Annotated in this window: 22 protein-coding genes; 15 read left to right on the top strand and 7 right to left on the bottom strand. The window is 39.2% G+C overall.

The features are described from left to right. Positions 1–90 precede the first annotated feature (90 nt). The 10 genes from ABJQ32_06000 to ABJQ32_05955 all read left to right on the top strand — a co-directional run bounded on the left by ABJQ32_06000 (position 91) and on the right by ABJQ32_05955 (position 9,140). Entirely contained in the window at positions 91–513 is a 423-nt protein-coding gene (locus tag ABJQ32_06000; GenBank protein ID MEP5289183.1) for an Rrf2 family transcriptional regulator, read from the top strand. A 44-nt stretch (positions 514–557) separates the two neighbouring features. After that, positions 558–1,022, top strand: a complete 465-nt coding sequence (locus ABJQ32_05995) for a cytochrome c (protein ID MEP5289182.1) — start codon at positions 558–560, stop codon at positions 1,020–1,022. 18 nt (positions 1,023–1,040) lie between these two features. Next, positions 1,041–1,607, top strand: a complete 567-nt coding sequence (locus ABJQ32_05990) for a fasciclin domain-containing protein (protein MEP5289181.1) — start codon at positions 1,041–1,043, stop codon at positions 1,605–1,607. A gap of 20 nt (positions 1,608–1,627) precedes the next feature. Then, positions 1,628–3,589, top strand: coding sequence for a Sec-dependent nitrous-oxide reductase (gene nosZ, locus ABJQ32_05985; GenBank protein ID MEP5289180.1), 1,962 nt, complete (start codon positions 1,628–1,630; stop codon positions 3,587–3,589). Positions 3,590–3,658: 69 nt separating this feature from the next. Continuing rightward, entirely contained in the window at positions 3,659–4,693 is a 1,035-nt protein-coding gene (locus ABJQ32_05980) for a nitrous oxide reductase accessory protein NosL (GenBank protein MEP5289179.1), read from the top strand. Positions 4,694–4,706: 13 nt separating this feature from the next. Then, positions 4,707–6,098, top strand: coding sequence for a nitrous oxide reductase accessory protein NosL (locus ABJQ32_05975; GenBank protein ID MEP5289178.1), 1,392 nt, complete (start codon positions 4,707–4,709; stop codon positions 6,096–6,098). Position 6,099: 1 nt separating this feature from the next. After that, positions 6,100–7,326, top strand: coding sequence for a nitrous oxide reductase family maturation protein NosD (locus ABJQ32_05970; protein ID MEP5289177.1), 1,227 nt, complete (start codon positions 6,100–6,102; stop codon positions 7,324–7,326). After that, positions 7,323–8,021, top strand: coding sequence for an ABC transporter ATP-binding protein (locus ABJQ32_05965; GenBank protein MEP5289176.1), 699 nt, complete (start codon positions 7,323–7,325; stop codon positions 8,019–8,021). Before ABJQ32_05970 ends, ABJQ32_05965 begins: the two co-directional genes overlap by 4 nt. Next, positions 8,018–8,800, top strand: coding sequence for an ABC transporter permease subunit (locus ABJQ32_05960; GenBank protein ID MEP5289175.1), 783 nt, complete (start codon positions 8,018–8,020; stop codon positions 8,798–8,800). Before ABJQ32_05965 ends, ABJQ32_05960 begins: the two co-directional genes overlap by 4 nt. A 7-nt stretch (positions 8,801–8,807) precedes the next feature. Further along, complete coding sequence (locus ABJQ32_05955) at positions 8,808–9,140, top strand: cupin domain-containing protein (GenBank protein MEP5289174.1); 333 nt, start codon at positions 8,808–8,810, stop codon at positions 9,138–9,140. On the opposite strand, the gene ABJQ32_05950 is transcribed toward ABJQ32_05955, so the two are convergent. Further along, positions 9,137–9,667 (bottom strand): cysteine dioxygenase family protein, encoded by a 531-nt coding sequence (locus ABJQ32_05950; protein ID MEP5289173.1) that lies wholly within the window; start codon positions 9,665–9,667, stop codon positions 9,137–9,139. The genes ABJQ32_05955 and ABJQ32_05950 overlap by 4 nt on opposite strands. 175 nt (positions 9,668–9,842) lie before the next feature. On the opposite strand from ABJQ32_05950, the gene ABJQ32_05945 reads away from it, so the two are divergent. Beyond that, the gene (locus ABJQ32_05945) at positions 9,843–10,757 is read left to right on the top strand and encodes a universal stress protein (protein ID MEP5289172.1); all 915 of its coding nucleotides are present in this window, start codon (positions 9,843–9,845) and stop codon (positions 10,755–10,757) included. Positions 10,758–10,771: 14 nt separating this feature from the next. Continuing rightward, positions 10,772–11,614 (top strand): universal stress protein, encoded by an 843-nt coding sequence (locus tag ABJQ32_05940; GenBank protein MEP5289171.1) that lies wholly within the window; start codon positions 10,772–10,774, stop codon positions 11,612–11,614. Positions 11,615–11,770: 156 nt separating this feature from the next. Here ABJQ32_05940 and ABJQ32_05935 read toward each other — a convergent pair whose 3' ends face one another. After that, entirely contained in the window at positions 11,771–14,380 is a 2,610-nt protein-coding gene (locus tag ABJQ32_05935) for an ABC transporter permease (GenBank protein MEP5289170.1), read from the bottom strand. A 265-nt stretch (positions 14,381–14,645) separates the two neighbouring features. Here ABJQ32_05935 and ABJQ32_05930 point away from each other — a divergent pair, with 265 nt between their 5' ends. Both ABJQ32_05930 and ABJQ32_05925 read left to right on the top strand, forming a co-directional pair. Further along, positions 14,646–15,056 (top strand): hypothetical protein, encoded by a 411-nt coding sequence (locus ABJQ32_05930; protein ID MEP5289169.1) that lies wholly within the window; start codon positions 14,646–14,648, stop codon positions 15,054–15,056. Beyond that, positions 15,053–17,788: an outer membrane beta-barrel protein gene (locus tag ABJQ32_05925; GenBank protein MEP5289168.1), complete on the top strand. Its 2,736-nt coding sequence runs from the start codon at positions 15,053–15,055 to the stop codon at positions 17,786–17,788. Before ABJQ32_05930 ends, ABJQ32_05925 begins: the two co-directional genes overlap by 4 nt. Positions 17,789–17,806: 18 nt before the next feature. On the opposite strand, the gene ABJQ32_05920 is transcribed toward ABJQ32_05925, so the two are convergent. Further along, positions 17,807–18,409 carry a methyltransferase domain-containing protein gene (locus ABJQ32_05920; protein MEP5289167.1) on the bottom strand — a complete coding sequence of 201 codons (603 nt, stop codon included), beginning with the start codon at positions 18,407–18,409 and terminating at the stop codon, positions 17,807–17,809. 179 nt (positions 18,410–18,588) lie between these two features. Here ABJQ32_05920 and ABJQ32_05915 point away from each other — a divergent pair, with 179 nt between their 5' ends. Continuing rightward, positions 18,589–20,769: a bifunctional alpha,alpha-trehalose-phosphate synthase (UDP-forming)/trehalose-phosphatase gene (locus tag ABJQ32_05915; GenBank protein ID MEP5289166.1), complete on the top strand. Its 2,181-nt coding sequence runs from the start codon at positions 18,589–18,591 to the stop codon at positions 20,767–20,769. Here the strand turns inward: ABJQ32_05915 and ABJQ32_05910 are convergent. The 4 genes from ABJQ32_05910 to ABJQ32_05895 form a co-directional block, all read right to left on the bottom strand. Further along, positions 20,763–22,547: a glycoside hydrolase family 15 protein gene (locus tag ABJQ32_05910; GenBank protein ID MEP5289165.1), complete on the bottom strand. Its 1,785-nt coding sequence runs from the start codon at positions 22,545–22,547 to the stop codon at positions 20,763–20,765. The genes ABJQ32_05915 and ABJQ32_05910 overlap by 7 nt on opposite strands. Positions 22,548–23,017: 470 nt before the next feature. After that, positions 23,018–23,617, bottom strand: coding sequence for a M15 family metallopeptidase (locus tag ABJQ32_05905; GenBank protein ID MEP5289164.1), 600 nt, complete (start codon positions 23,615–23,617; stop codon positions 23,018–23,020). A 16-nt stretch (positions 23,618–23,633) separates the two neighbouring features. Next, on the bottom strand, positions 23,634–24,773 hold the full coding sequence (locus ABJQ32_05900) for an alanine/ornithine racemase family PLP-dependent enzyme (protein MEP5289163.1): 1,140 nt from the start codon (positions 24,771–24,773) through the stop codon (positions 23,634–23,636). Then, positions 24,760–25,842, bottom strand: a complete 1,083-nt coding sequence (locus tag ABJQ32_05895) for a DUF1611 domain-containing protein (protein MEP5289162.1) — start codon at positions 25,840–25,842, stop codon at positions 24,760–24,762. Before ABJQ32_05895 ends, ABJQ32_05900 begins: the two co-directional genes overlap by 14 nt. Positions 25,843–25,889 lie beyond the last annotated feature (47 nt).

Here is a 25,889-nt window from a genome sequence, read left to right as displayed (position 1 = left end):
GTTTGACTGATTTAAATCATAATAAATAATAAAGGATATTTTTGTCCGATATTATTTAAATAGTAAATTAGCAGAAATTAAAGGGTAGGAATGTTTTCAAGAGCTTGCGAATACGCTATAAAAATTATGATTTATATAGCAGCAAAAGAACTGGAGGGTAGGCGCACAGGACTTAAAGAAGTCACTGAGGCAATTGATTCACCAGAGGCATTTACAGCAAAAATTTTGCAGCAGTTAGTGAAAAGTAAATTATTAAATTCTTTCAAAGGGCCTGCAGGAGGCTTTGAGTTGGCGCAGAATCAGGAGATACGATTGATAGATATTGTCATTGCGGTTGATGGAGAGAAATTGCTAGAAGAGTGTGTTTTAGGATTGCCTTCATGTTCGAGCAGAAATCCTTGCCCAGTACATGATAAGTTTCTTTTAATAAGAAACCAATTAAAAGAAACCCTACTATCAACAGATTTGAGAGATGAGAATTTATTAAAGGACATAAGTAAGCTAAAAGCTTAATTTTTTAAACTAATAACGGATAAAATGATCTTAATATCTTTAATATGAAAAAACTACTTTATATCTCAATAATCTCATCTTTTCTGTTTTCATGCGGGGGAGGTGATGGTAAAAGTAAAATCGATCAAATCAAGGAACAGTCGAAAATGGAACCTGCTGATCCCTATGAAAACTGGAAGGAAAACCATGGCGTTGGACCAATCAAAGCGTTTACTCTCCCGACAGAAATTGATCAAGACCTTGCCCTAAAAGGACAAGAAGTGTATGACGCCAAGTGTACAGCTTGTCATAAAGCAGAAAAGCGTTTCATAGGACCGTCTCCAAAGGGAATTCTTGAAAGAAGGACTCCTGCGTGGACGATGAATATGATCTTAAACCCGGAAGAAATGGTAAAGAATGATCCAATGGCTAAACAGCTCTTGATAGATTTCAATGGATCACCAATGGCCAACCAGAACTTAACGGAGGATGAGGCACGAGCAGTTCTCGAATACTTCCGAACCCTTTAGCAACCAAACACCAGGAATATGAAATACTTCAATAACCTAATGATGATTCTATTCATGACAGTCATGATAGGATCATGTACCACACCGTCAGACGATACGGCGAGCACCGAAGAACAACCATCTAGCCACCCAATGGGGCAAGCTTCAGTTCAGGATGACGAATCAGCAAAAAACATCTTACAAGTAGCCATGTCGTCAGACGCACATACAACACTTGTTGCAGGTGTTCAGGCAGCAGAGATAGAAAATGTACTGGTTAATGCAGGACCGCTAACTGTTTTTGCACCAACAAACGATGCTTTCGATGCGCTACCTGAAGGTGTACTAGAGAACCTTTTGAAGCCAGAGAATAAAAGCGATCTGGCCACAATCATTACCCGTCATGCAGCTCCTGGATCATATGATGTAGAAGGGCTGAAGAAGGAAGCAAGAAAAGGAAGGAAACTCTATATGGCTACCGGAGACTATCTGGAAGTAGTCGTTAATGGCGATGAGATTACCGTGGGAGGAGCCAAAGTGATTGGCACCATACAAACCTCCAACGGAGTGATCAATGTAGTGGACAAAGTGATTTTACCTAACTAAACAAATAACAATTATCAATCATGAAGATTAAGATGCATATTTTATTAAAAGCATTGGTGATCGCCACGCTGTTTATTGTCACATCATGTGGCCAGGGTGGTAATCAGTCAGGAGCACTAAGTAGCAACATGGCTGAGCGATCTTTTGTCCCTCCAGGTGAGCATGATGAGTTTTATGCATTCATCTCTGGTGGTTACAGCGGCCAACTTTCCATATATGGACTTCCATCAGGACGACTTTTCAGAGTTGTTCCTGTATTCTCTGTGGATGCAGAAAAAGGGTACGGTTTCAATGAAGAAACCAAGCCAATGCTAAACACTTCCTTTGGCCCTGTGCCATGGGATGATGCCCATCACCCTGACCTTTCTCAAACCAAAGGTAAAGTGGACGGTAGATGGTGTTTTATCAATGGCAACAACACGCCACGTATCGCGCGGATTAGTCTGTCATCTTTTGAGACAGAAGAGATCATTGAAATTCCGAATAGTGCTGGTAATCACAGTTCATCTTTTGTAACTGAAAATACCGAATATGTTGTGGCAGGAACTAGATTTTCTGTTCCCGTACCTCAGCGAGATTTACCGATCGATGAATATAAAGGCAATTTCAAAGGAGCATTAACATTCTTGAGCGTAGATCAGGAAAGTGGTGAAATGGATCTGGCATTTCAAGTAATGATGCCTGGTTTTAATTTTGATTTGGCTCACCCTGGAAGAAAAAAATCTCATGGATGGATGTTCTTCTCTACCTACAATACGGAAGAAGCAAATTCACTATTGGAAGTAAACGCCTCTCAAAATGATAAGGATTACATCGCTGCGATTAACTGGAAAAAAGCAGAGGAGCTAATCGCGAGTGGTCAATTCGAAACAATGGAAACAGAGTATGCACATAACATCTACAGTGAGTCTACTCACATGGCTACAACGACCATGAAGAAGGAAGTGAAGATTCTAGACCCTTCTAAGTATCCAGGACTAGTTTATTTTCTACCTACACCAAAGTCACCTCATGGATGCGATGTAGACCCATCAGGAGAATACATCATCGGTAGTGGTAAGCTTGCTGCCGCATTGACAGCTCACTCATTTACTAAAATGTTGGATGCAATTGAGAATGAGAAATTTGATGGTGAAGCTTACGGTATTCCAGTACTAAACTATGAAGATGTAGTAGCTGGAGTGGTTCAAGGAGCTGGTTTAGGTCCATTGCATACAGAATTTGACGCCAAAGGAAATGCGTACACCACGTTCTTTATTAGTTCTGAGGTAGTGAAATGGAAATTAGGTACGTGGGAAGTACTAGATCGTCAACCTACCTATTACTCAGTAGGCCACTTGATGATACCTGGAGGAAACTCTCAGGAGCCTTTTGGTAAATACTTGGTAGCCATGAACAAGATTACAAAAGATAGATACTTGCCAACAGGACCAGAGCTTGCACACTCAGCTCAGCTCTATGACATCTCTGGGGACAAAATGGAATTGATCCTTGATTTCCCAACTATTGGAGAGCCTCACTATGCAGCAGGCGCGCCGGCCGATTTGATCAAACCAAATCAAACCAAGTTTTACAAGCTGGAGGAAAACATGCATCCATATGCAGCTAAGAATGAGAAAGAAGCACGTGTAGAGAGAGATGGCGATGAAGTACACATCTATATGACAATGATTAGAAGTCACTTTGCTCCGGATAATATTGAGGGAATCAAAACTGGAGATAAAGTTTACTTTCATGTAACCAACCTAGAGCAAGATTATGATGTACCTCATGGGGTGAGTATGATTGGAGCGAACACTTCTGAGCTTCTAATTATGCCGGGGCAAACAGAGACGTTTATCTGGGAGCCGAAAAAAGAAGGCGTTTGGCCTTTCTACTGTACTGACTTCTGCTCTGCTCTGCACCAGGAAATGCAGGGATACGTCAGGGTTTCTGCAAAAGGTGCAGACGTACCATTGAAGTGGAGTCTGGACGGAGAGTAGCAGTTAGGTTTTAATGAGGCTGCCTTACGATTCGTAAGGCAGCCCACCATTTCCATTAAAGTAGAAAATATGATGAAACGATCTCAACTATATATGTTGGTGGGAGCGATCCTGCTTGGAGGGCTCTTTGTGTGGCCACTTTGGAATATCACACTTGAAGCACCGCAGTATCCAGATGCAATAGGGATGGATATTCATATCAATAAGTTTGAGGATGCCAACCCTAATGATATTAAGAATATCAATATCATGAATCACTATGTGGGGATGAAAGATATCCCTGAGACCATTCCTGAGTTTAGCATCTTCCCCAAAGTGGCAATAGGTATGATAGTCTTTGGGATAATTATCGCCTTTATTGGAAGGAGATCACTATACATAAGTTGGTTTGCAATAATGCTAGTTTTAGGAACTATTGCCATGTATGATTTTTATCAATGGGAGTACGATTATGGTCATGACCTTAAAGAAAATGCGGCCATCAAATTCACGGACGATAAAGGTCAACCTATGGCGTATCAACCACCGTTGATTGGCGCTAAAATGATTCTGAATTTCAAGGCAATCTCTATGCCTAGACTCGGTGCTTACTTGATGTTTCTTGGAATGGGACTATCGGTACTCGCCTTTATACAGGCGAAAAAGGAGCGAATAGCCATACAACAACCAACCATACAAATGGCTACAGCATTACTTATAGTCGGGTTAGTTACGGGTTGTTCCTCTGGTCCGCAACCGATCAATTATGGACAAGATGCATGTGCTTTTTGTATGATGACTATTGTGGACAAGCAGCATTCCGGTCAATTGGTCACTGAAACAGGAAAAGCTTTTAAGTATGATGCCATCGAATGCATGTTGAATGACTTAAAAGAATGGGAGCATCCGGAAGTGAGACATTATTTGGTGGCTGACTATATGAACCCAGGACAACTATCAGATGCAACAGCTGCTTCATATCTCATATCTCAATCGATCCCCAGCCCAATGGGGGAGTTCTTGACAGCATTTAGTAGCGATGAAGAACGAAATAAAATAATGAAGGATGTTTCAGGGCGATCACTGGATTGGACAGAACTCAAGTCTGAATTTGAATTACAATAAAAAAAATATTGATATGAAATCTTTTATTTCTCTAATCACCTGTCTAGTAATGTGTGGGTCAGTTTTGGCTCAAGATGTTATAAACCTTGGAAAGGATGCCTGCGCTCATTGTAATATGTATATCAAAGATCAACAGTTTGTAGCAGTAGCTGTCGATCAAAATAACTCATCTCAAAAGTTTGACGCCATTGAATGCTTGGTTAATTATTTAAAAGAGGAAGATGAATCTACTTTCAGCAAGTTGTTGGTAGCGGATTATGAAAAAAATGGTTCCCTGATAAAGGCTCAATCAGCAGTCTACCTAAAAAGTAAGAACATCGCTAGTCCAATGGGGGCATACCTGTCTGCTTATTCTACAAGAGAAGTTGCAGAGAGAGTCCAAAAAACGCAAGGTGGTGATTTATATGATTGGGATGAACTAAAAAAACTTTTCAAAGACTCAAAGTTTGGACTACTCGATCACCCAACCCATCATCATAATCGACCAGATGCTTATGCACCTATTGGTATTATGGGCGATCACCTCCATCATAAGGGCGGATTCATGCTTTCTACCAGATATATGCGAATGGAAATGGAAGGGAATCTTCAGGGATCGAATGACATTGATAATGCTACAATTTTCGAAAGCTATATGGTGGCACCCCAAGCAATGCGCATGGACATGTTGATGATTGGTGTGATGTACGCCCCTTCAGATCGCTTGACACTCATGATTATGCAAAATTTCAGGCGAAATGAAATGGATCTACGTACCAGAATGGGGATGAATTTCAGTACGAAAAGCGAAGGCATAGGCGATCTAAAGGTGAGTGCTTTGTATGGAATTATTAGTGAATCAAATTCCTCTTTGCATTTGAATGCAAAAGTGAGTTTTCCAACGGGGAGCATCAAGAGTCAAGACGATACCCCTATGGCTGAAGGAATAAGATTACCTTATCCAATGCAGCTTGGTAGCGGGACAATAGACTTTACTGTAGGAGGAACCTATAAAGGAACCTTTGAAGCAGTCAGTTGGGGAGCACAACCACTTTTTACCATACGAACAGGAGAGTCCTCAGAAGATTATAGATGGGGTAATGAATTCACAATAAATTCATGGGTAGGTTACAAACTCACTGATTGGGTAAGTACAGCAATTCAGATAAGTGGAAAAAATCAAGCAATCATGACAGGAAGTGATGAAATGCTTAATCCAATGATGGTAACCACAGCAGATGCAAGGAATACGGGTTTCACAACAATTAATTCTAATTTGGCGCTAAACTTTTCTTTTGGAGATAGCCCAATCTTACGTGCTTTCAAGGCAGGCATATCATATGGAATGCCGATCTATCAAAAAATGGAAGGGATTCAAATGAAGCAAAAAAATACTTTGACTGCAGGGTTACGGTACTCTATTTGACATGCGATTATTGTTTGTTTCTATATTGCTAGTATGGTTCAGTTTAGGAAATGCAAAGACCATTCGTGTTTGTGAAAGCTGTGATCTTAGCATAGAGCAAGCAGTAGCTGCTACAATTTCTGGAGATACCATATTCATTGAAAAGGGTACCTATCTATGCGAAAACCTAGAGCTGACCAAAAAACTGGTAATCATTGGTGAAGAAGGAGCTGTGTTGGATGGAAATATGACTGGCTATGTACTAAAGTTGTTAGCTGACAGCATTACCATCTCCGGAGTGAAAATCATTAATGCAGGAAGGAGCTATACGAAAGATTTTGCTGCTATCTATACTTTCAGAGCTAATCATTTCTTGATAGAAGATAACGTAATAGTAGATCCATTCTTTGGTTTGCTCATTGAGAAGTCAAAACATGGAATAGTCAGGAATAATGTGGTCTATGGTACCTCTGTTAAAGAAGATGAAACCGGGAATGGCATTCATGGATGGCATTGCTCGGACCTTCAGATATATAGCAATGAAATCTATAATATGCGAGATGGGATTTACCTCGAGTTTGTAGATGAAAGCGAAATCAAAAGCAATCACTCACATAATAATATTCGCTACGGTCTGCACTTCATGTTTTCAAATCATGATCAATACTTGAACAATAGATTTGAGAGGAATGGGGCAGGTGTGGCAGTGATGTTTTCTAAGTTCATTGTGATGAAGCAGAATCAATTTGTCAATAACTGGGGGCCAGCTAGTTACGGGTTGCTTTTAAAGGAAATTTATGATGCAGAGGTAATCGACAATGAATTTATTGAAAACACGATGGCCGTTTTCATTGATGGCACTACACGAATCAACTACACTGAGAATGTTTTCAAGCGAAATGGCTGGGCTATCAAAGTATCAGGTGGATGCTATGCCAATCGTATTTATGGTAATGATTTCTTAGGTAATTCCTTCGATGTATCCTACAATTCAAAAATGAATGACAACACGTTTGACGGAAACTACTGGGGAGACTATACAGGCTATGACCTAGACAAGGATGGAGTAGGAGATGTACCTTATCGTCCGGTAAAACTGTTTTCATACATAGTCAATAAAACGCCCGAGACGATCATCTTACTCAGAAGCTTGTTTGTAGATATCATGAATTTTTCAGAGAGGGTCTCTCCAGTTTTTACACCCGATAATCTGGTGGATCAATCACCATCAATGAAATCCTTTAAATGATACAAGTAGCCAACCTGAATAAAAGCTTTGGAAAGCTTGAAGTACTTAAAGGAGTAAGCTTTTCAGTAGACAGACCTGGGGTGTTCGCCATACTTGGTCACAATGGCTCAGGTAAAACTACCATGCTAAAGATTATTCTTGGAATGGTGATGCCTAATAGTGGTGATTTAATGGTAAATGGTGAGACTATCAAAAAGAGCTGGGAGTATCGGAAGGATATCGCATACCTTCCGCAAATCGCACGCTTTCCTGATAACCTAACAGTGAATGAATTGATCAACATGATCTTAGATATTCGTAATCAGAAGGGAAGAGAGGCAGAACTGATTAAACGCTTTGGGCTGGAGAAATTTTTAGATAAAAAGCTCTCGGATCTTTCAGGAGGTACAAGACAGAAAGTAAATATTGTACTTGCTTTTATGTTTGATGCAAAGATCTGCATCTTAGATGAGCCAACAGCGGGATTAGATCCTGTAGCTCTTATTGAACTTAAGCAATTGATAGAGGAAGAAAGACAGAAGGGAAAGGTCATTCTAATCACTACTCACATTATGAGTTTAGTGGAAGAGCTCTCCGAGCAGATAATTTTTTTGCTTGACGGAAAAATCCATTTTCAGGGATCGATTGATGAGCTAACTAAGCAGACCAACGAGACAAATTTGGAACACGCAATCGCAGCAATGCTAAAGCAATGATTAAGATTCTAAAATATAGCTTTTATGATTTGATCAGGAGTAGGTGGAGCTACGTTTATCTCGCTTTCTATATGCTTTTAGGATTTGTTTTACTCTTCCTCAATTCAGACTTATCCAAAGCGACCATTACCCTAATGAATATTATTGTGGTACTCACACCTATGATCGGTACCATCTTCGGCATCATGTATTTCTACAACTCCAGAGAGTTTACAGAACTACTTCTTTCACAACCAATTAAACGGTCGACCATTTTTGCAGGACAATACCTAGGACTCTCGCTTTCATTATCTATGAGCTTGATTGTAGGACTAGGTATTCCATTCCTTGTGTATGGTATTGGTCAATCTGATGCTGTTGGCAACTTTGTCACCTTACTCATGTCAGGAACCTTCCTAACCTTCATTTTCGTTGCATTGTCGCTCAATATCGGCCTCAGCAATTCAAACAAAATCAAGGGTTTCGGTTATGCCATTTTGCTCTGGCTTTTCTTCGCAGTGATCTATGATGGTTTGTTTATGATTTCTTTGGTAGTATTTGGAGATTATCCTTTGGATAAGTTTGCATTAGGCGCATCGCTTTTTAATCCAATTGACCTCAGTAGAATAATGATTCTATTGAAACTTGAGATCTCAGCTCTGTTAGGCTATACTGGTGCCCTTTTTCAGAAGTTCTTTGGAACAAATCTAGGTTTTTTTGCATCTGTTGGGATTCTTGTGGTTTGGATAGCTATCCCATTTGGATTAATACTTAGAAAAGCTGCTCAGAAAGATTTTTAATAATATTATGGATTCAATCAAACCTTCCAGTGTGTTTACTATCAAGGAGTACATCAGCTATGCAAATGATGCTGTGGTTAGTAAAACACTAACTAAAAATAAGAATGGGAGCACCACACTTTTTGCTTTTGATAAGGGACAAGGTTTGGCCGAGCACACCTCACCATATGATGCTATAGCTTCCATTGTAGATGGTAGGTGTCGCATTACGATTGATGGTAAAAATTTTGAGCTTGAAGAGGGACAAATGATCCTTATGCCAGCAACAATTCCTCATGCTTTAGAAGCCATTGAGGCTTTTAAGATGATGCTCATAATGGTCAAGGATGCTGAATTTTAATCCAGTAAATTATGATTTTTATCTTCCCATGTTTTCATCAGAGTACTGTCTGAGCTAGTTTCTTTGTATACATGCCATTGAGTTACAGGCTTTCTGTAAATATTCAAAGTCACTGATCTGTTACTATAGGCATTCGAATATTTATGAATGCCTACTTGCTTCATATAGGAAAACTCATTTGTGCCAAGTAGTACACTGCTTACTTTTTCTAATTTTTCATCGTCAAAATTGATTTTGTACCTTTCTTCCCTCAGCATTCCTTCTATTGGATGAATCCATGCTTCCTGTGCATTGAAATCATGGATAGGAGAAGATTGACCTCTCTCCCAACAAACTAATAAAACCTCAAATTCCTTATTTCTAGCAAGTACATTCCGTGTATATCTATCATCATTCCATGAATAGTAGCGCTCAAATTCTGTTCGTTGAATTGCAGTTTTACTCATCACATCAAGTATATGCGACTTGTTTCTTGTACACTCATCTAATGCAGATACCAACTGATTTACTGTAACTATTATATCCATGATTTTTGATTTCAAGGTAGCGTCTCTACCCATTCTTCATGTTGATCGTTAACAGTGATCAGACTGATTTAAGTCAGTAGAATGATGAAAATCAAGTGGCTAGCTTTCGTTTGTCATAAGACTGATGAAAGGGTAGAAATACTTTTGAGATATTCAACCAAAAGGAGATAAAGCCATGAAAAAGATTCTTGTACCCGTTGATTTCTCAGATGTAAGTGTGAAAGCAGCACAGTTTGCTCTTGACATTGCCGAGAGGAATGATGCCGAAGTAACATTGTTGAATAGTGTTCATTTTAACTATTCCGTGGATTACCAATTTGCATCATTTTCTGCTGCAAAATCACTACTCGAAGATGTGAAAGATGCCATGGAAGAAAAGATGGAGAAGCTTGTAGAAAGTTTAGATGCCAAAATAAAAATCAATACAGTAGTCGATTCGATATACCTGGTTACAGCTGTTAAGGAGATGGTGAATAATCAAGGGTATGATCTTGTGGTGATAGGAACCAGCGGTTGCTCAGGACTTGAAGAAGTATTCATTGGTTCTAACACGGAAAAGATTGTGAGACACGCTCCATGTCCTGTGATTTCTGTTCCTAAGGAATCTTCATTAAAAAAGATTGAAAAAATCATGGTTCCAATTGACATCAGAGAGATCAAAGATTCTTTCTTGAAAGAAGTAGCCAAGCTCCAGGAGAAGTTCGATGCGACATTTGATTTCCTGTGGGTAAAAACACCACATAACATTGAAAATGAAGAAGTTGTGTCAAAAGAATTGTCAAAGATTATTGCTTCCTATGGCATAAAAAGATCAACACTGACAATAGAAAATAGTGTGTTTCCATCGGATGGTATTATCTGGCATGCTGATGATATTAAGGCTGATATGATAGCGATGGCTACACATGCAAGAAGAGGACTCTCACATTGGTTTTCAGGAAGCCTTACCGAAGATACTGTCAATCATATAGACATTCCTGTTTGGACATTTAAGCTGGATAAAAAAGAGAAACCGATCGTACTGAATAGTGTGAGAAATGCACACGGTAAACCTGAATATAAAAAGATAGAAGTTTTAACGGTTGATTAGCTAAAAAGAATAAGATGAAAAAAATATTAGTTCCTGTAGATTTTTCAGATCAAGCATCTGATGCACTCAATTTCGCTGTTGAGTTTAATGAAAAAGTGAAAGGCGAAATTGTCCTCATACATGTAATTGAGCTACCTGTAGGTCATCTAAGCTTTTCAGGTGAGGTAAACACTTCAAGTATGGAGACCTTCTATACAGGTGAGTTTGTGAAAGCGACTCACAATAAGCTCGATGAGTGGTCCAAAAGAGTGATTGATGCAGGTCAGAAAGTTTCAATGCATATGAAGTACGGAAATGCATTTACGAATATCAGTAAACTGATTTCCGAGGAAAAAGCAAACTGGATCGTCATGGGATCTAAAGGATCGTCTGGTTTACGAGAGGTTTTTATAGGGTCTAATGCTGAACGAATGATTCGCTTTGCAAAGTGTCCAGTAATAATAGTTAAAGGAGAGACCCATTTAAATGATATGAAAAGCTTAGCCTTTGCAACAGACCTTAGCGAGGAACAAGATTTGATAGCTGATCATGTAAAAGATATGCAAGACATGCTGGAGTTGAATATGCATGTTGTGAAAGTTAAAACTCCTTACAATTGGCTTGATGAAGTTCAGGTAAAAAAACAGCTTGATCATTTTGCAGAACGAAACCACCTAAAAGATTTTACGCTCAATTCGATCGAAGCAGACTTTGCAGATGAAGGAGCCATTAAGTTTGCAGAAGGAGTAGGAGCAGGTCTAATCGTTTTAGGAACACATGGAAAGAAGGGGATTGCTCATCTTATTGGAGGATCAATTGCAGAAGATGTGGTTAACGAATCAAAGATCCCTATTCTGGTATATAAAATTTGGGATTGATTGATTTCAAGCTTTTAGTGATTTTTAGAGCCTTCTGACTAGTTCCCCGTTCTTCTTCATTCAACGATTTTTAAACCTGAAGGCTCATTTTTTGCTTTTCCTTAATGATTATCTTGTATATACCCTAGCCTTTGTTTTTTGCAAGACAGACCATCACTATTCATCTTTCAATCCATTGATCGGATTCGAATTTGCAGGAACCAGCGCAATACTTGAGATCATAATCAATGAAACCACAATGATGAAAGTGGCACTCAATAAACTAGTCAGCAAAGAGGCTTCTACATGATATTTATATATGAGATCTAAAACAGCATTTGTAATTAAGTAGCCTAATCCCGTTCCCAATGTCAATGCGAGAACTAGTGTAATCGTGAAAGATTTATTGATTGTGAGTAACAAATCGCTCAAAGAAGAACCAAGAACTTTTCGGATACTGATCTCTTTGATTCGTTTGGCTACATTGAGTTTGGCTAAAGAGAAAATTCCAATAATGCTGAGTAATCCACTCAAGCTTGCCATGACAAGAAACACTTTCTGAAGATTCTTGGATTCCTGTCCAGCCGTCCCCAGTGCAAAGTCCGCTTGAAGCACTCCAGTGTAAGGTTGATCAATGTACTGTTTCCAAATCGTTTTTATTTGATCCTCTACTTCATTCAGGTCTTCATTAGAGGTTCTGACAATCAGATGTCTAAAATCTTCTTCTGCAGAAAGCGCAACGACGGTGGGTAGAAGTTCTGCTGCTTTGACTACATCGTCGATTACATCTACTGTAATCCCCACGATGGTTTTACGTTCCCCCTCAATTTTCACCACCTTGTTTATGGGGTTTTCACCCTCAAAGTATTGATTTGCAAATGACTGACTCACCAGGATGGTGCCTTTCTCGTTACCACCTCCTTTGAGGAAATTCCTTCCAGCAACAATTCTAACTTCCATAAGATCCAAATAATTTTCTCCAACGGCGTAGTACCTTACCTCATGTAGTGAAGTATCAATCTGAAGTGAAACTTGCCTGCTATATTGACCGAAATTTCCAAGATGATTTGTTGCCCCTGCTGTGACTACACCGGGAAGTTGATCTACTTCTCCTTTCACCTGAGTGAAATATTCATTTTCTATCGGGATGTCAAAAATTCCTTCTTCCTGATATCCCAGATCTAGTTCACTTAAGAAGTCTGCATTTTGCGAAAAAGTTACTCCTAGCATCAATACAACTATTGAAAAGCTATACTGAGCAATGGTCAGCCCTTTATTGAGCCAGTTTATTCCTTTCAATTTAACAGACTTGCGCATGATAGCTACAGGCTGAAATTTCCAAGCATATAAAGCAGGTAACAAACCCGCAACAAGCGTTGTGAAAACCAAAAATCCAGCAACAAAAAGGATAATACCGATAAGGTCAATATCCTGCAAAAGGAAACTGGAACCGAAAAGACCCATGATGGATTTCGAAGTGAGGTTAGCTGTAGATATGGCAATGATGAAAGCAAAGAAACTTACGATACTCATTTCGAACAAGAATTGAATCAGGATCTGATTTTTTCCAGATCCTAGTGTTTTTCTAATGCCAATTTCTTTGAGTCGGCGAGCAATTAAGGCCATTGAAGTATTCGCAAGATTGAAACATGCTATCAGAAATACCATAAGAGCAAGTGTGGTAAAAATGATCAATACCTCAGTACCAGCACGTCGGCCAACATAGGTGGCACCAATGATAAGGTCCGTTGGCATTGGAGAAGAGAAGGGAACCAATTCAAAGCGTTTAATTCGCAATTCCTTACGGCTTTCATTTTGACGAGCAATATGACGATTAATCTCAGATGTGATACGATCTTTTTGTAAAGCTGAGAGGTTTAGGTAATGACCTACTAGCCTTTCACTTGACCAATCATTTGGGTCAATCTTTAGTGTTCTTAAATAATCACCTTGACTTATCAATAGTTGAAATCTAAAACTTGAATTAGAAGGAATTTTCTCGAAAACTCCACCTACAGTCACCTCAATTTTATTTTCATCGGTTAAATACAAAGTGAGCTTTTCACCTAGGGCCACTTTATCTCCGAAGTATTTAATAGCAAGTGGTTTGGTAAGATATACGACAGGCTTATTGCCAAATTCAGCAAATGAACCATACCAGAGAGGCAGCTCAAACATTTCAGAAAAATCAGATGATGCGACACCCAACCTTTCTTTGAAAAATTCTGAATCTTTTTTTATAGTGATTCCTTCCGAAAAGTAGCTGCTCACCTGATTAATCCCACTTATCTCATTTCGCAGTTTATCATCTAATGCGATTGGTGAAAATTCGTTTCGTTTTTCCTTTCCATTGTGTAAAGTGACAGCATGTACTCTATATGAATTACCAGTGTCTTTGTAGAATGAGTCGTATTCCAGATTGAAGGCATAAAGCATGTATACAAACATGCACATACTAAGAGCTACCCCAAGTCCCACGATGTTGATTGCAACAGGACCTTTATTTTTCCATGAATGACGCAAAGCTAGCTTGAAGTATGATTTGAAAAGAGGGATCATAGTGTTTGGTGTTTTTTGAGTTTGTGACTTGGAATATGCTCTATAGCAGCGCAGAACATTCCACCAAAAGAAGAGTTTAGCGTTCCAGGATGAATTGCCCTTTCTAAGTCTTGAATAGAATAATTCCTCAAGATCGCCTTCCAGTTCTTCCAGTCTATCAGCATTGCAATACCATCGGAATACACGGACAGCCAATTCAGGTGGCTGAGGTTTCGAATTAATGCTCATCTAGTGGTTTTTGATTTAACAACCTAAGAAAAGATGTCTTTAAAGGTCAATTCTATTATAAATTTCACAATTGTAAGTATTATATCGAAATTACTAAGATAAAGTTTCACTTTTGTAAGTAAAATGGATGGAATCATTCTGATTACTACCTAAATGGATTGATCCCAAGATCTACAATAGCGTAGTTCCCTATCACTTAGAGAAATTTCATGATGAATGAGGGATTTAATGAGAAACCGAGTCTAAAGAGGAAATCAAAATTGTTATGAAGAATACATTTAGAATTTCACTCTATGCTTCCTTAATCATGATCACATTGATCTCATTTAGCCAGCCACCAGGAGGGAGGAGAAATGGAGGAGGTCCAGAAGAAATGGTGAAAAGGGAAAAGCAAACGCTCTACAAAAAAATCACAGACTTAAGCGAAGACCAAAAACTGTTGTTAGATGGCATCTATGATGAGTTCACCATTACGCTCAAGGAATCAATAGAAGAACTGAGAGCAAGCAATGATCGTGAGGGACGAAGAGAAAAAATGCTGGCGTTAAGAAAGGAAAAAGATGATTTAGTCAAAGATGTACTCAACGAGGAACAGTACAAGATTTATACAAGTATTCGTGCTCCACGAAGGGGGCTAAGGAATCAAGAAGGCAATCCCAATGGAGATGGGCAATGAAAAACATTGCAAGCACTCTTTTAGTACTCAGCTTTTTAATTATCACATTCTATTCTTTTGGGCAAGAGCCAGTATACAGAGTAGAAGGAATTTTGATTGACAACTCAGATATGTCTCCTTTAGTAGGTGCCACTGTGATTATGGTAAACATTAAGGATTCTACCCGCTCACAATTTGCCGTAGCAGATGGAGATGGAAAATTCATCATTGACAAGCTGGAACGTGCATTTTATAAGCTTAGAGTTTCCAGTGTAGGATATATCTCGTACACCAAACTCATGAGAGTTAGTATTCCAGAAATCAACCTAGGGACTATTTCTATTAAGCCTGATCTAACCCTGCTAGAGCAAGTGACAGTAGAGGGTGAAGTGATAGCTGTTCAGCAAATAGGAGATACGACTCAATACAATGCAGCGGCATTTAAAACTAACCCAGATGCTTCAGCAAGTGATTTAGTAAGTAAGATGCCAGGCATTGTAGTGGATAGCGATGGAGTCACTGCTAATGGAGAAAATGTAGAGCAAGTGTTGCTTGATGGAAAGCGTTTCTTCGGGCAAGATCCGTTATTGTCCTTAAATACAATCCCTGCGGATGTGGTTGATAAAGTGCAAGTTTATGACGAAGAAAGTGATCAGTCCCAATTTACAGGTTTTGATGATGGCAATACAACCAAAACCATGAACGTGATCACTAAAGAAGACAAACGTAATGGGCAATTTGGGAAGGTTTATGCCGGACTTGGAGAAAATGAATTGTACAAATCTGGTGTCGCATTAAACTCATTTAGTAAAGAAAAGAGACTCACCGTTCTAGGAATGAGTAATAACATAAATCAGCAAAACTTTGGGAGTGAGGACCTAATCGGTATAAGTGGAGGGGGTGGTCGAGGTGGATTTAGAAGAGGAGGAAATCAGAATTTTATTACTGGTACACAAGATGGAATCACGAAGACAAATTCAATAGGCACCAACTTTACTGATGAATGGGGAACCAAAGCAACATTTGAAGGAAGCTATTTCTTCAATCAATCGAATAACAACAACGATCAATTGCTTACTAGAGAATCGTTTTTAGCAAATGGTAGTCAGTTATACGAAGAAGATCAGCAATCAACCACGGATAATTTCAACCATCGATTGAACATGAGGATTGGTTATAAAATCAATGACAATAACAATCTTTTGGTGCGAACGTCAGTAAGCTATCAAGACAATCAAGGCGATGAAGTAACCACAGGACAAACCACTCGATCGACTAATGAGGTGTTGAATAGCACGTTTAATCAATACAACAGCCTAAATCGAGCACTGAACTTTAGTAATAATTTCATCTTTCAACACAAATTTGAAAAGGTCGGGAGAACACTTTCTTTAGACTTGAATACAAGGATAAACCCAACTACAAGAGAGAGTTTCTATGAGGATCTTGAATTAGATTCGTTGATTGATTATTATACGAATGAAGATCAGTTTACTATAGGATCAACAGCGACCTTTACCGAGCCTGTTGGCATATCAGGTCAAGTTGCGGTACGATATGAAGTAAGCCACACAGCTAGGGAATCAGAAAAGGAAACATTTGTACTGGAGGGGACTAATGGACTAATGACGCTGAATGAGTCCTTATCCAATACGTTCGAAAGCGGCTACACCAAACACACGCCTTCCATTCGTTATTCTAATAATCAATTCGGAAATCATTTCGACGTTTCGATGGCATATCAAAATGCCCAGTTGAATAATAATCAGGTACTTCCTGAAACAGGTAGTTTTAATAGAAATTTCGGAAACCTTCTTCCTTCTATTTCTGGAAGATTTGAATTATCTAAAAGCGGCAATTTTTTCTTTAGATATGCTGCATCAACCACAGAACCATCCGTTAGTCAATTGCAGAATGTGATTGATAATAGTAACCCACTCTTTTTGTCGCTAGGAAATCCCAATCTGGGCCAAACGTACTCGCATTCACTGACCATGCGATTGCAGAAAAATAATCTTGACAAAAACATCACATTTTCAAACCTGACGCGTGTGCAGGCCAGTAGTGATTACATTACCACCGGGACATCAATTATTGCAGCAGACTCAGTAGCACAAGGAGGTGTCACTTTTGTAGAAGGAGCACAGGTAAATACTCCTGTTAATTTAGATGGATTTTGGTCCGTGAGAAACAACTCAACCTATGGAATACTGATTCCATCAATCAAAAACAATTTGAATGCCTCTTTAGGATTGACCTATCAAAGATTGCCAGGTTTAACAAATGATATTCTAAACATCTCCAGTACGTATTCGGCTAATTTGAAATTAGGCCTTGTTAGTAACATTAGTGAAAAGGTGGATTATAATGTCTACTATCAGATAAACGGGAGTCGAGTATCTAATTCCATCCAATCAGAGACTAACAATAAATATTATACTCAGACAATCGGAACCAAACTAAACTTGATATTTGGGAAAGGAATTGTGTTCAGAAACGAAACCTACTTTCAGAAATACGTTGGCCTTAATGATTCATTCGATACTAGCTATACACTTTGGAACATGGCGGTAGCAAAGAAATTCTTAAAAAAGAATAGAGGAGAATTGGAGTTGTCTGTTTTTGATCTGTTAGGGAGAAATCAAAGCTTTAGTCAAACGGTTACACCCCAGTATGTGCAGGAGAGCCAGACACAAGTATTGCAACGTTATTTTATGTTGACCTTCACCTATCAGATTCGAAACTTTAACTAGAAGTCTTTTTGCTTTCAGTTACGAGTTTCTTCTAAAAATCCCAAAAAGTTCATTGCTCATGCGAGGAGGAATTGAGTTATAGCAATCCTCAAAAACGTGTATTTCAAAGTGAGGAGTGAGGTAGCTGAGGTATTCATCTTTGGTTCCTCCAAAAGGTCGCTTAGAATCTTTTGCCAATGGATGTTTAAACCATACACCCACAAGTTTTCCTTCCGGATTTAGTAGTTTATGCATTTGGTTGCTATAAGCAGATCTGTTCTTGGGAGTAGGTTCAAATGAACAAAAAAAGGTTTGTTCAAAGATCAGATCGTAGGTGTCATTTAAGTCAAAAAAATCACCATGAATCAAATGTGATTCAGGAAAATCAGTAACTCGTTCTTTGAATTGTTGAAGCGGAACGTTGGATATATCCAGTACAAAAACATTGGTAAACCCCTGATGAAACAGATACTCAGCTTCATAAGCATTTCCCGCACCTGGAATTAAGATTTTGAGATCTTTATCTGTCAATTGATCAATGTACGATTGCAAAGGGAAAGATGGGTTACCAATGTCCCACCCGGTAAGATTCTCACGATATCTGTTAGTCCAGTATGCTTCCTGATTTTCAACTTCATTCATTATCGAGTCAACAAGAAAGATTACCAAATCGTTTGGAAGTTAACCTTGGAGATTTTCATACTCATTTGGTTTTGCAAGAAAACTCTTAGAAAATTACTTCTTTCATACTAACTTCTTGCGAGAACAAATAAGTAAGTATTTGCCTTACATTCATCTGGAATTATTAAACACGCTTGTCAATGTCAAAAATCATTATTGTATCCAATAGACTTCCAGTCAAAATAGAAAAGACATCCTCTGGGACTTTTGAATATAAGACAAGCGAAGGTGGCCTTGCAACCGGCCTTGGATCAATCTACAAGGAGGGGAACAACGTTTGGCTAGGTTGGCCTGGGTTAGCAGTAAATAAAATAGAAGCGAAAGAAGAAATCACCTCTAAACTGTCAGAGGAGAACATGCGACCTGTATTCCTCACCAAAAATGAAATTGAAGAATACTACGAGGGATTTAGCAACGAAACCTTGTGGCCAAATTTTCATTACTTCAATCAGCATGCTGTTTATAATGAAGATTTTTGGATCGCATATAAAAAGGTAAATAAGAAATTCGCGAAAGAATTAGAGGGGGTTATGGAAGATGGCGATACCATTTGGATCCATGACTATCAGCTATTACTCCTGCCAGCGCTTGTACGGGAGACGCACCCCAATAGTAGTATTGGTTTTTTCCTACATATTCCATTTCCATCTTATGAATCATTTCGCTTGCTCCCGTGGAGGCGTGAGCTCTTGAATGGAATGCTTGGCGCTGATTTTATTGGTTTCCATACCTACGATGATATGAGGCATTTCTTATCCTCGGTAAATAGGCTTGCTGGTATCGGAAATACAAATGGTCAAATGAACGTGGGCAACCGATTGGTCAAAGCTGATGCTTTACCTATGGGAATAGACTATGACAAGTACGCAAGTTCTGCATCGGCACCAGAGACATTAGATCGAGAAGTTCGTTACAGAACATCCTTAGGAGATGTGAAGTTGATACTCTCTATCGATCGACTTGATTACTCAAAGGGAATACCTGAAAGACTCAAAGCATTCGAGCTTTTTTTCGAAGAAAACAAATCGTTTATTGGTAAAGTATCCCTATTGATGATCGTAGTTCCATCACGTGATACAGTACCAATGTATGCTTCTTTAAAAGCAGAGATAGAGCTACTCGTGGGCCGTATTAACGGTCGGTTTGGTCGGATCAATTGGACGCCCATTCACTACTTCTACAGAAGCTTTCCGCTCAGCGCTCTAAGTGCTTTTTATCGCATGGCTAATGTGGCATTGGTCACACCAATGAGGGACGGGATGAATTTAGTATGCAAAGAATTCATAGCAAGTAAACTTGATCAAAAAGGCGTGTTGATCTTGAGTGAAATGGCCGGGTCATCCAAAGAATTATCAGATGCTATCCTGATCAACCCTAATGATAAAAATCAATTGGTTTCTGCATTAAAAGAGGCATTGACTATGCCAATCGAAGAGCAACAAGCAAGAATGGATATCATGCAAAACTCCATTAAGCGTTACAATATTCATTCATGGGTAAGCTTGTTCATGCAGCAATTAAATTCAGTAAAACAAGAGCAGGAAAACTTACAAACTAAGCCTTTTACTGTGGATGTGAGAGAGGAACTCCTCGATGCATATTCAAAATCAAATAAGCGAATCATTCTCCTTGACTATGATGGTACTTTGGTCGGATTTCATGCCAATCCCAATGACTCTAAGCCTGATGCAGAACTGGAACAAATACTCACAAAGTTGACGAAGGATGAACGCAACCATGTCGTCGTGATAAGTGGAAGAGGAAAAGACACACTGGAAGAATGGCTTTCCAAGTTTAAAATTGACTTCATTGCTGAGCATGGAGTTTGGCACAAACAGAGAGGAGAAGAATGGAAACGCTTCGTGGATCTTGACAATAGCTGGCAAGATGAATTTCATAAGGTGCTGGAAATGTATGTGGATAGAACACCAGGTTCATTCATTGAAAAGAAAGACTATTCGTTGGTATGGCACTATCGAAAAGTAGAAACAGGGCTGGGTGATTTGCGATCCAGAGAGCTAACCAGCCATCTGAAGTACCTTTCTGCAGAGCGAGACTTGCAAGTGCAGGAAGGAGATATGGTTATTGAAATCAAGAACTCTAGTGTCAACAAGGGTACGGCTGCAGCCTCTTGGCTGAAGAGACAACCTTATGATTTTTTCTTTGCTGCAGGGGATGACTGGACGGATGAGGATACGTTCAAAGCAATGCCTGATCAGGCTCATACTATCAAAGTTGGTTCCTCATCTTCCACAGCAAAATACAGAGTGGAAAGCTTCAGAGATGTTCGAAAAATCTTAATAGACCTTACGGGTCAATAGAAATCTGGTAAGTCTAGTTTTCTGGAGATTCTGCTACTAGCATTCAGCAGTCCTACATGACTGTAAGCTTGCGGGAAATTGCCCCACATACTTCCATCTGTAGCGAGGATATCTTCACTCAACAACCCGACATGATTACTGTAACTCGCAATTTTTTCAAAGTGCCGAACAGCTTCATCTACTCGACCTACACAAGCCAACGCTTCCACATACCAAAAAGCACAGATAAGAAATGTAGTTTCAGGTGTGCCAAAATCATCCTGATGTTTATATCTATAGAATAGACCATCACCTGCGTGAAGTTCTTTTTCCATGGCTTTTAAGTGATCTTTTGCTCGTTCAGAATTCCCTGGTAAATAATTCATCAGAATAAGCTGTAGGTTACTCGCATCCATCCGATCTACGCCTTTGGCTTGAGCATATCCTTTTTTGGAACTCACATAACATTGTTCAATAACTTTTCTGGATTTTTCCTTCAAAGTGGTTGCCAATTCACCAATTTTTTCATCTTTTAGTGTTTTTGCAATCTTGATGGCTGCACTACTTCCTGCCCAGTGAAATAGATAAGTATAGCAATGGTGCTGCGCAAGATTCCTGAACTCCCACAACCCGGCATCTTGCTCATCAAAAGTTCGCTCAATCATTTTTAACGTTTTGAAAATCAATTCTGGAGCATCGAATCGTTCATTGAAAATAATACGTTGATCATTGAACAAAGGGAGCAGTGACACCAGCACTTGACCATACACATCGTTCTGAATATGAGTGTAGGCATCATTGCCAATCCGAACGGGCTGATTATCCTGGTACCCTTTTAGATCTAATTCTTTTTCTACAAGGGCTTTCTTGCCATCTATGCCATAAAGAGGTTGATACCTTTTGGACTCTTCAATGGTTGTATTCAGAATGTAATGAAAGTACTTTTCTGACTCCTCAAAATGGCCAATGTTATTAAAAGCATTGAGGGTATAGTATGTATCCCTCATCCAACAAAAGCGATAATCCCAATTTCTGGTACTCCCAGGGCTTTCAGGAAGACTTGTGGTAGTAGCAGCCACGATAGCTCCAGTATCTTCATATTGGTGAATCTTTAAAATCAATGCCGATCTAATAGCTTCGCGTTGGTAGAAATTTGAAATGTTGGCAGATTTGATCCAGTTCTGCCAATATTTAGTGGTTTTGGAAAGGAAGATATCGCAGGTTTCCTCCAGGGCAGCCTCTAGTGGAGGTCCCCATGTCAAAACCAGATATTTGGTTTCGTTTAAAACGAAACTTTGTGAGTTCAGAACATTGGTTAGCGAGATATTTGTGGTGAGACGAACAGAAGCATCCAGTCCCAAAAATCGAATGTGATTACTTCCTAGACTTGGTTCAGGCACAACCTGTCCGTAATCCCCTTTGGGCTGGCATGTGACAGACAGTCTAGGTGTTCCAGAGATGCATTCCACCTTTCTAATGAGCATTAGAGGCTTGAAGTATCGATCTTGTTGATAAAAGCGAGGAGCAAAGTCAGTGATTTTGTAGGTGCCCGATGCGCTTGTAATTTCTGTACATAACACATTGGTATTTTCGAGATAATATTGATTGGAATGTTTTATTCCATCCACGGGTAAAATCGAAAAATCACCGCCTTTATCATTATCCAAAAGATTTCCAAAGATGAAACTACTATCAAATCTTGGCCAGCACATCCAGTCGATAGATGAATTTTTATGGATATGAGCAGTGAAGGCACAATTGCCAATTACACCATAGTCGTAAGTATGTCTTTTATTCACTCGAGTCTCTATTTTAATAAAGCAAAATAGAGACTAATAGGGAAGATATTAAGGATAAAAGAAAATGTTTTAGAGCTATCACATACCACCCGCAATAATGAAAGAATAATTGTGGGTACATATCACTTTCCAATGTATCTTAGTCTCGCTATGGAAGTAAAAGTTATACACAGAAATTCGGCTAGGGCTTGCGAGTGTTGCAGTTCCTGGCTTAAGCATTGGGAAAAGATCACCAAAGAAGATGTGGGCACCTGTAGAACGAAGAGCTGTACCAATCCCTCAAAAGTTGGTGCACATGTGAAGCGTAAGTCTGGGGATAATACTTGGCGTATCGTCCCCCTCTGTCACGATTGTAATAAGCGAACAGACTGGATCACATTGAATAAGCATACTACATCAGCCCCAGCGGAACAAGGGGGGCATAAGTAAAAGGATACCTGAAAAAAACTTGATTTTGAGAACCTGAAATGTTATAGAATGATTACAGGCTCATTTTCAACAATTCCATACATGGCATGATCTTTCCCCTTTTCCAGTGCCCACCCTGCATTTCCGTAATCGAAATGCCAATATTCTTTTAGATCGACCACAAAATCTTCTTTTTCAAACAAGCCCATAAGTAGGGCTCTATTCTTTTTTGCCTCACTGGATATCTCTGGGTGATAGGGATAACATTTCTTATTAAGATCAATTTTCAGCCCGTCATTTGTTCCAAAATCCATTACTTGGTTCGCCTTCATATCGAATATTAACGCATCTACTGCTCCTCCTGTGGTATGGGTTGATTCCTTTTCGGGAGCAATGAAATAAGATACAATTTTATGAATTTCATCCATTCGCATTTCAGGGTGCTTCTTTCTTTGGAGATCTACACAGTCATCCCATAACATTCGTTGATGATCAAAGGATCTCCAGACTGATCGAATGATCAATCTTTTGCTTTCTTTATCCAAAGCCTTGCTTATTCTCCCTATCTTTTCGAAGATCGGCTCTCTCACAAGATATCTGTAATCTTTCTTGATGGAGGGCTCATAAATCAAATTAAATGCAGTGTCTCGGAGGCTCTTCATAGGAGCATTATTCTCTCTAATCTGCACCGTGGGGAAAAGCTCCTTGTGTTGAAGGTCTTTCGCTTCTACCATTTGGCAATATTCTTCGGTGGATATTTGTTTGGACATATTTTTTGGATACAGTATTGGAATTCATAGCGGACAGCAGCGAGCCATAATTTAGACCAAATGCTACTGTGTCACCTACTTTAAGATTTGTTTTGTTTGTTTTAAGTACCAAGTGATCGCTACTTGCTCCGAGTATGGTCATCTCAAAAGGAGGAATTAAGCCTTCGATTCTCACATCCTGTTTCCCGATCCCTAAAATGACTCTCTGTATTTGACCATAGTCCTTAAATGCGGGCTCATTCCCAAAAGCATCCAGTCCTATTTCACCATATGGTACAGAAGGTTTGATTCCAGACTCCATTACCTCAGCATACAAGATAAATGCATCAGTAAATAGGTCAGGTATTGGCTCTTTTTCCAATGGTTCACACCCAAGAAATATAGACTCCCCCAAACGTAGATTATTGATTCTTCCTAAGTCACCTGTGGACTCAAACCAGTTGTAATTAGCAGAGTTACCTCCGGAAACGATAGGCAGTGAAATCTTGAATCTTTTTTCGAGATCATTTGCCATCGAAGACAGCTGTTTCATTTTTCGTTCGTTAGGCTTTATGCCACCAAAACAGGCTAAATTGGTCCCAATCCCTGCCAATTGAATTCCTTGAAGCTTAAGAATACTACGAACTGTACGGTTGAGATCAATAGGCATTATCCCTTCTCGCAAATCACCCAATTCAATCATTAAGATGATTTTATGAATAGTGTTATTTTTTTCTGCAGCCTTTGAAAGTGCTTGAATGATCGAAATTTCTGTGTTTAAGCTTATGTCTGCATATTTCACCACAGACTCTACTTCACTTAATAGTGTTCTGAGCAGAAGAAATTTAGCTTCTACATTTTCACGTTGCATTCTCTTGATATTGGTGATCCTGGAATCTGCGAGATGATTCAGCCCATTCGTTATCAGTATGTTAGCTAAATGTGGATCTCCACAAATAACTTTAGTGACACCCATGATATGGATTCCTTTAGTACCATAGCCTTTTTTAAGAGTGCGGACATTATGGGCGATCTTTTCGAGATCGATGCTTATTTCAGGAGTCGGCATGTTGCCTCTTTTGCTGTGCAAGTGCAGGAAACACTTTGAATAACTCTTTTACTAACTTGTCGCATCCATGCTTCAGTACATCTGAGGTAGGAAGCATGTATTTATTCTGATATTCTAAAACCGTATTGTCCACTTCTTCATCAGTCATATCTTCATGATTAAGGGTGATAGCAATGACCCGCGATTTTGAAAAGGATTCGATCAATTTAATCTCACTTTCAATCGAGGGCATAGGTATTTGTGGATAATCACAATGATTGATTCTTTTAGGTGGGTGTTGAAGAATGAACGCATCGGGCATAGCTCCACGAATGATAGCAGATGAAGAAGTAAATGCAGGATGGCTCAACGCACCCTGTCCTTCTACAACGATAATATCTGGATCTTCCTTTTCTACAGCTTGTAAAATGGCATTTTCCACTTCACCGGTTGAAAAACCTGAACTTAATACGTCAATTGCGATACCATATTTTGAACCTTGTAGAAGGCCTGTTTGACCTGTGGAAATGAATACTGCGTTTCTTCCTTCTTGTTTAAGTGCCTCCACCAACTTTACTGCAGTTGTTCTTTTTCCTACGGCACAATCGGTTCCAAAAACGGTAATTACTGGAGTTTTAATGTCATTGATATGTCCTGTGAAAATATGCAGGTCTTTTCTGGCCGGTGGTTTCCGTATATCGCTTATACTAACACCATATTTATTAGCTGTTTGAACAAACTCTTTGTCTTCCGAGAAGAACTCAGGCAACCCGTTGACAATGTTCATACCCATTTTCATTGCGCGGATGATTGCTCCCCTTTGTCTTTCGTTCAAAAAAGATTCTAGTGGCGCAATGCCATAAATGAAGTATTCTGGAATCTCACTCAAAGATTCTACTGCTTCATCGATATTGCCAAAAACCTGAATGTTGTTCTTTATGCCATCTAGATATTCACCGGCATCAAGTCCTTTTTTTGAGCTATCAATGACACCAACAATGTCATATTTTTCAGAATGCCTGACAAGACCATTCGCGACTTTTCCATCGATCTTTCCCAACTCATCTTCGCTGTATACTAATGCAGTCATTTTCATGCCTCAGATTTTAAATTATGGATTAAAAAAATATAGCCACT

This window comes from Marinobacter alexandrii (genome assembly GCA_039984955.1).
In the GTDB taxonomy this organism is placed as follows: domain Bacteria; phylum Bacteroidota; class Bacteroidia; order Cytophagales; family Cyclobacteriaceae; genus Ekhidna.
This window is presented reverse-complemented; position numbering and strand designations above follow the sequence as displayed.

What these genes read in the sequence shown, in the direction of transcription:
- ABJQ32_05965 (MEP5289176.1), top strand. Translation starts at nt 7,323, where the DNA reads ATGATACAAGTAGCCAACCTGAATAAAAGCTTTGGAAAGCTTGAAGTA.
- ABJQ32_05955 (MEP5289174.1), top strand. Translation starts at nt 8,808, where the DNA reads ATGGATTCAATCAAACCTTCCAGTGTGTTTACTATCAAGGAGTACATC.
- ABJQ32_05935 (MEP5289170.1), bottom strand. Translation starts at nt 14,380, where the DNA reads ATGAGCATTAATTCGAAACCTCAGCCACCTGAATTGGCTGTCCGTGTA.
- ABJQ32_05900 (MEP5289163.1), bottom strand. Translation starts at nt 24,773, where the DNA reads ATGCCGACTCCTGAAATAAGCATCGATCTCGAAAAGATCGCCCATAAT.
- ABJQ32_05940 (MEP5289171.1), top strand. Translation starts at nt 10,772, where the DNA reads ATGAAAAAAATATTAGTTCCTGTAGATTTTTCAGATCAAGCATCTGAT.
- ABJQ32_05930 (MEP5289169.1), top strand. Translation starts at nt 14,646, where the DNA reads ATGAAGAATACATTTAGAATTTCACTCTATGCTTCCTTAATCATGATC.
- ABJQ32_05925 (MEP5289168.1), top strand. Translation starts at nt 15,053, where the DNA reads ATGAAAAACATTGCAAGCACTCTTTTAGTACTCAGCTTTTTAATTATC.
- ABJQ32_05970 (MEP5289177.1), top strand. Translation starts at nt 6,100, where the DNA reads ATGCGATTATTGTTTGTTTCTATATTGCTAGTATGGTTCAGTTTAGGA.
- ABJQ32_05895 (MEP5289162.1), bottom strand. Translation starts at nt 25,842, where the DNA reads ATGACTGCATTAGTATACAGCGAAGATGAGTTGGGAAAGATCGATGGA.
- ABJQ32_05905 (MEP5289164.1), bottom strand. Translation starts at nt 23,617, where the DNA reads ATGAAGAGCCTCCGAGACACTGCATTTAATTTGATTTATGAGCCCTCC.
- ABJQ32_05975 (MEP5289178.1), top strand. Translation starts at nt 4,707, where the DNA reads ATGAAATCTTTTATTTCTCTAATCACCTGTCTAGTAATGTGTGGGTCA.
- ABJQ32_05960 (MEP5289175.1), top strand. Translation starts at nt 8,018, where the DNA reads ATGATTAAGATTCTAAAATATAGCTTTTATGATTTGATCAGGAGTAGG.
- ABJQ32_05950 (MEP5289173.1), bottom strand. Translation starts at nt 9,667, where the DNA reads ATGGATATAATAGTTACAGTAAATCAGTTGGTATCTGCATTAGATGAG.
- ABJQ32_05920 (MEP5289167.1), bottom strand. Translation starts at nt 18,409, where the DNA reads ATGAATGAAGTTGAAAATCAGGAAGCATACTGGACTAACAGATATCGT.
- ABJQ32_05995 (MEP5289182.1), top strand. Translation starts at nt 558, where the DNA reads ATGAAAAAACTACTTTATATCTCAATAATCTCATCTTTTCTGTTTTCA.
- ABJQ32_05980 (MEP5289179.1), top strand. Translation starts at nt 3,659, where the DNA reads ATGATGAAACGATCTCAACTATATATGTTGGTGGGAGCGATCCTGCTT.
- ABJQ32_05990 (MEP5289181.1), top strand. Translation starts at nt 1,041, where the DNA reads ATGAAATACTTCAATAACCTAATGATGATTCTATTCATGACAGTCATG.
- ABJQ32_05945 (MEP5289172.1), top strand. Translation starts at nt 9,843, where the DNA reads ATGAAAAAGATTCTTGTACCCGTTGATTTCTCAGATGTAAGTGTGAAA.
- ABJQ32_05915 (MEP5289166.1), top strand. Translation starts at nt 18,589, where the DNA reads ATGTCAAAAATCATTATTGTATCCAATAGACTTCCAGTCAAAATAGAA.
- nosZ (MEP5289180.1), top strand. Translation starts at nt 1,628, where the DNA reads ATGAAGATTAAGATGCATATTTTATTAAAAGCATTGGTGATCGCCACG.
- ABJQ32_06000 (MEP5289183.1), top strand. Translation starts at nt 91, where the DNA reads ATGTTTTCAAGAGCTTGCGAATACGCTATAAAAATTATGATTTATATA.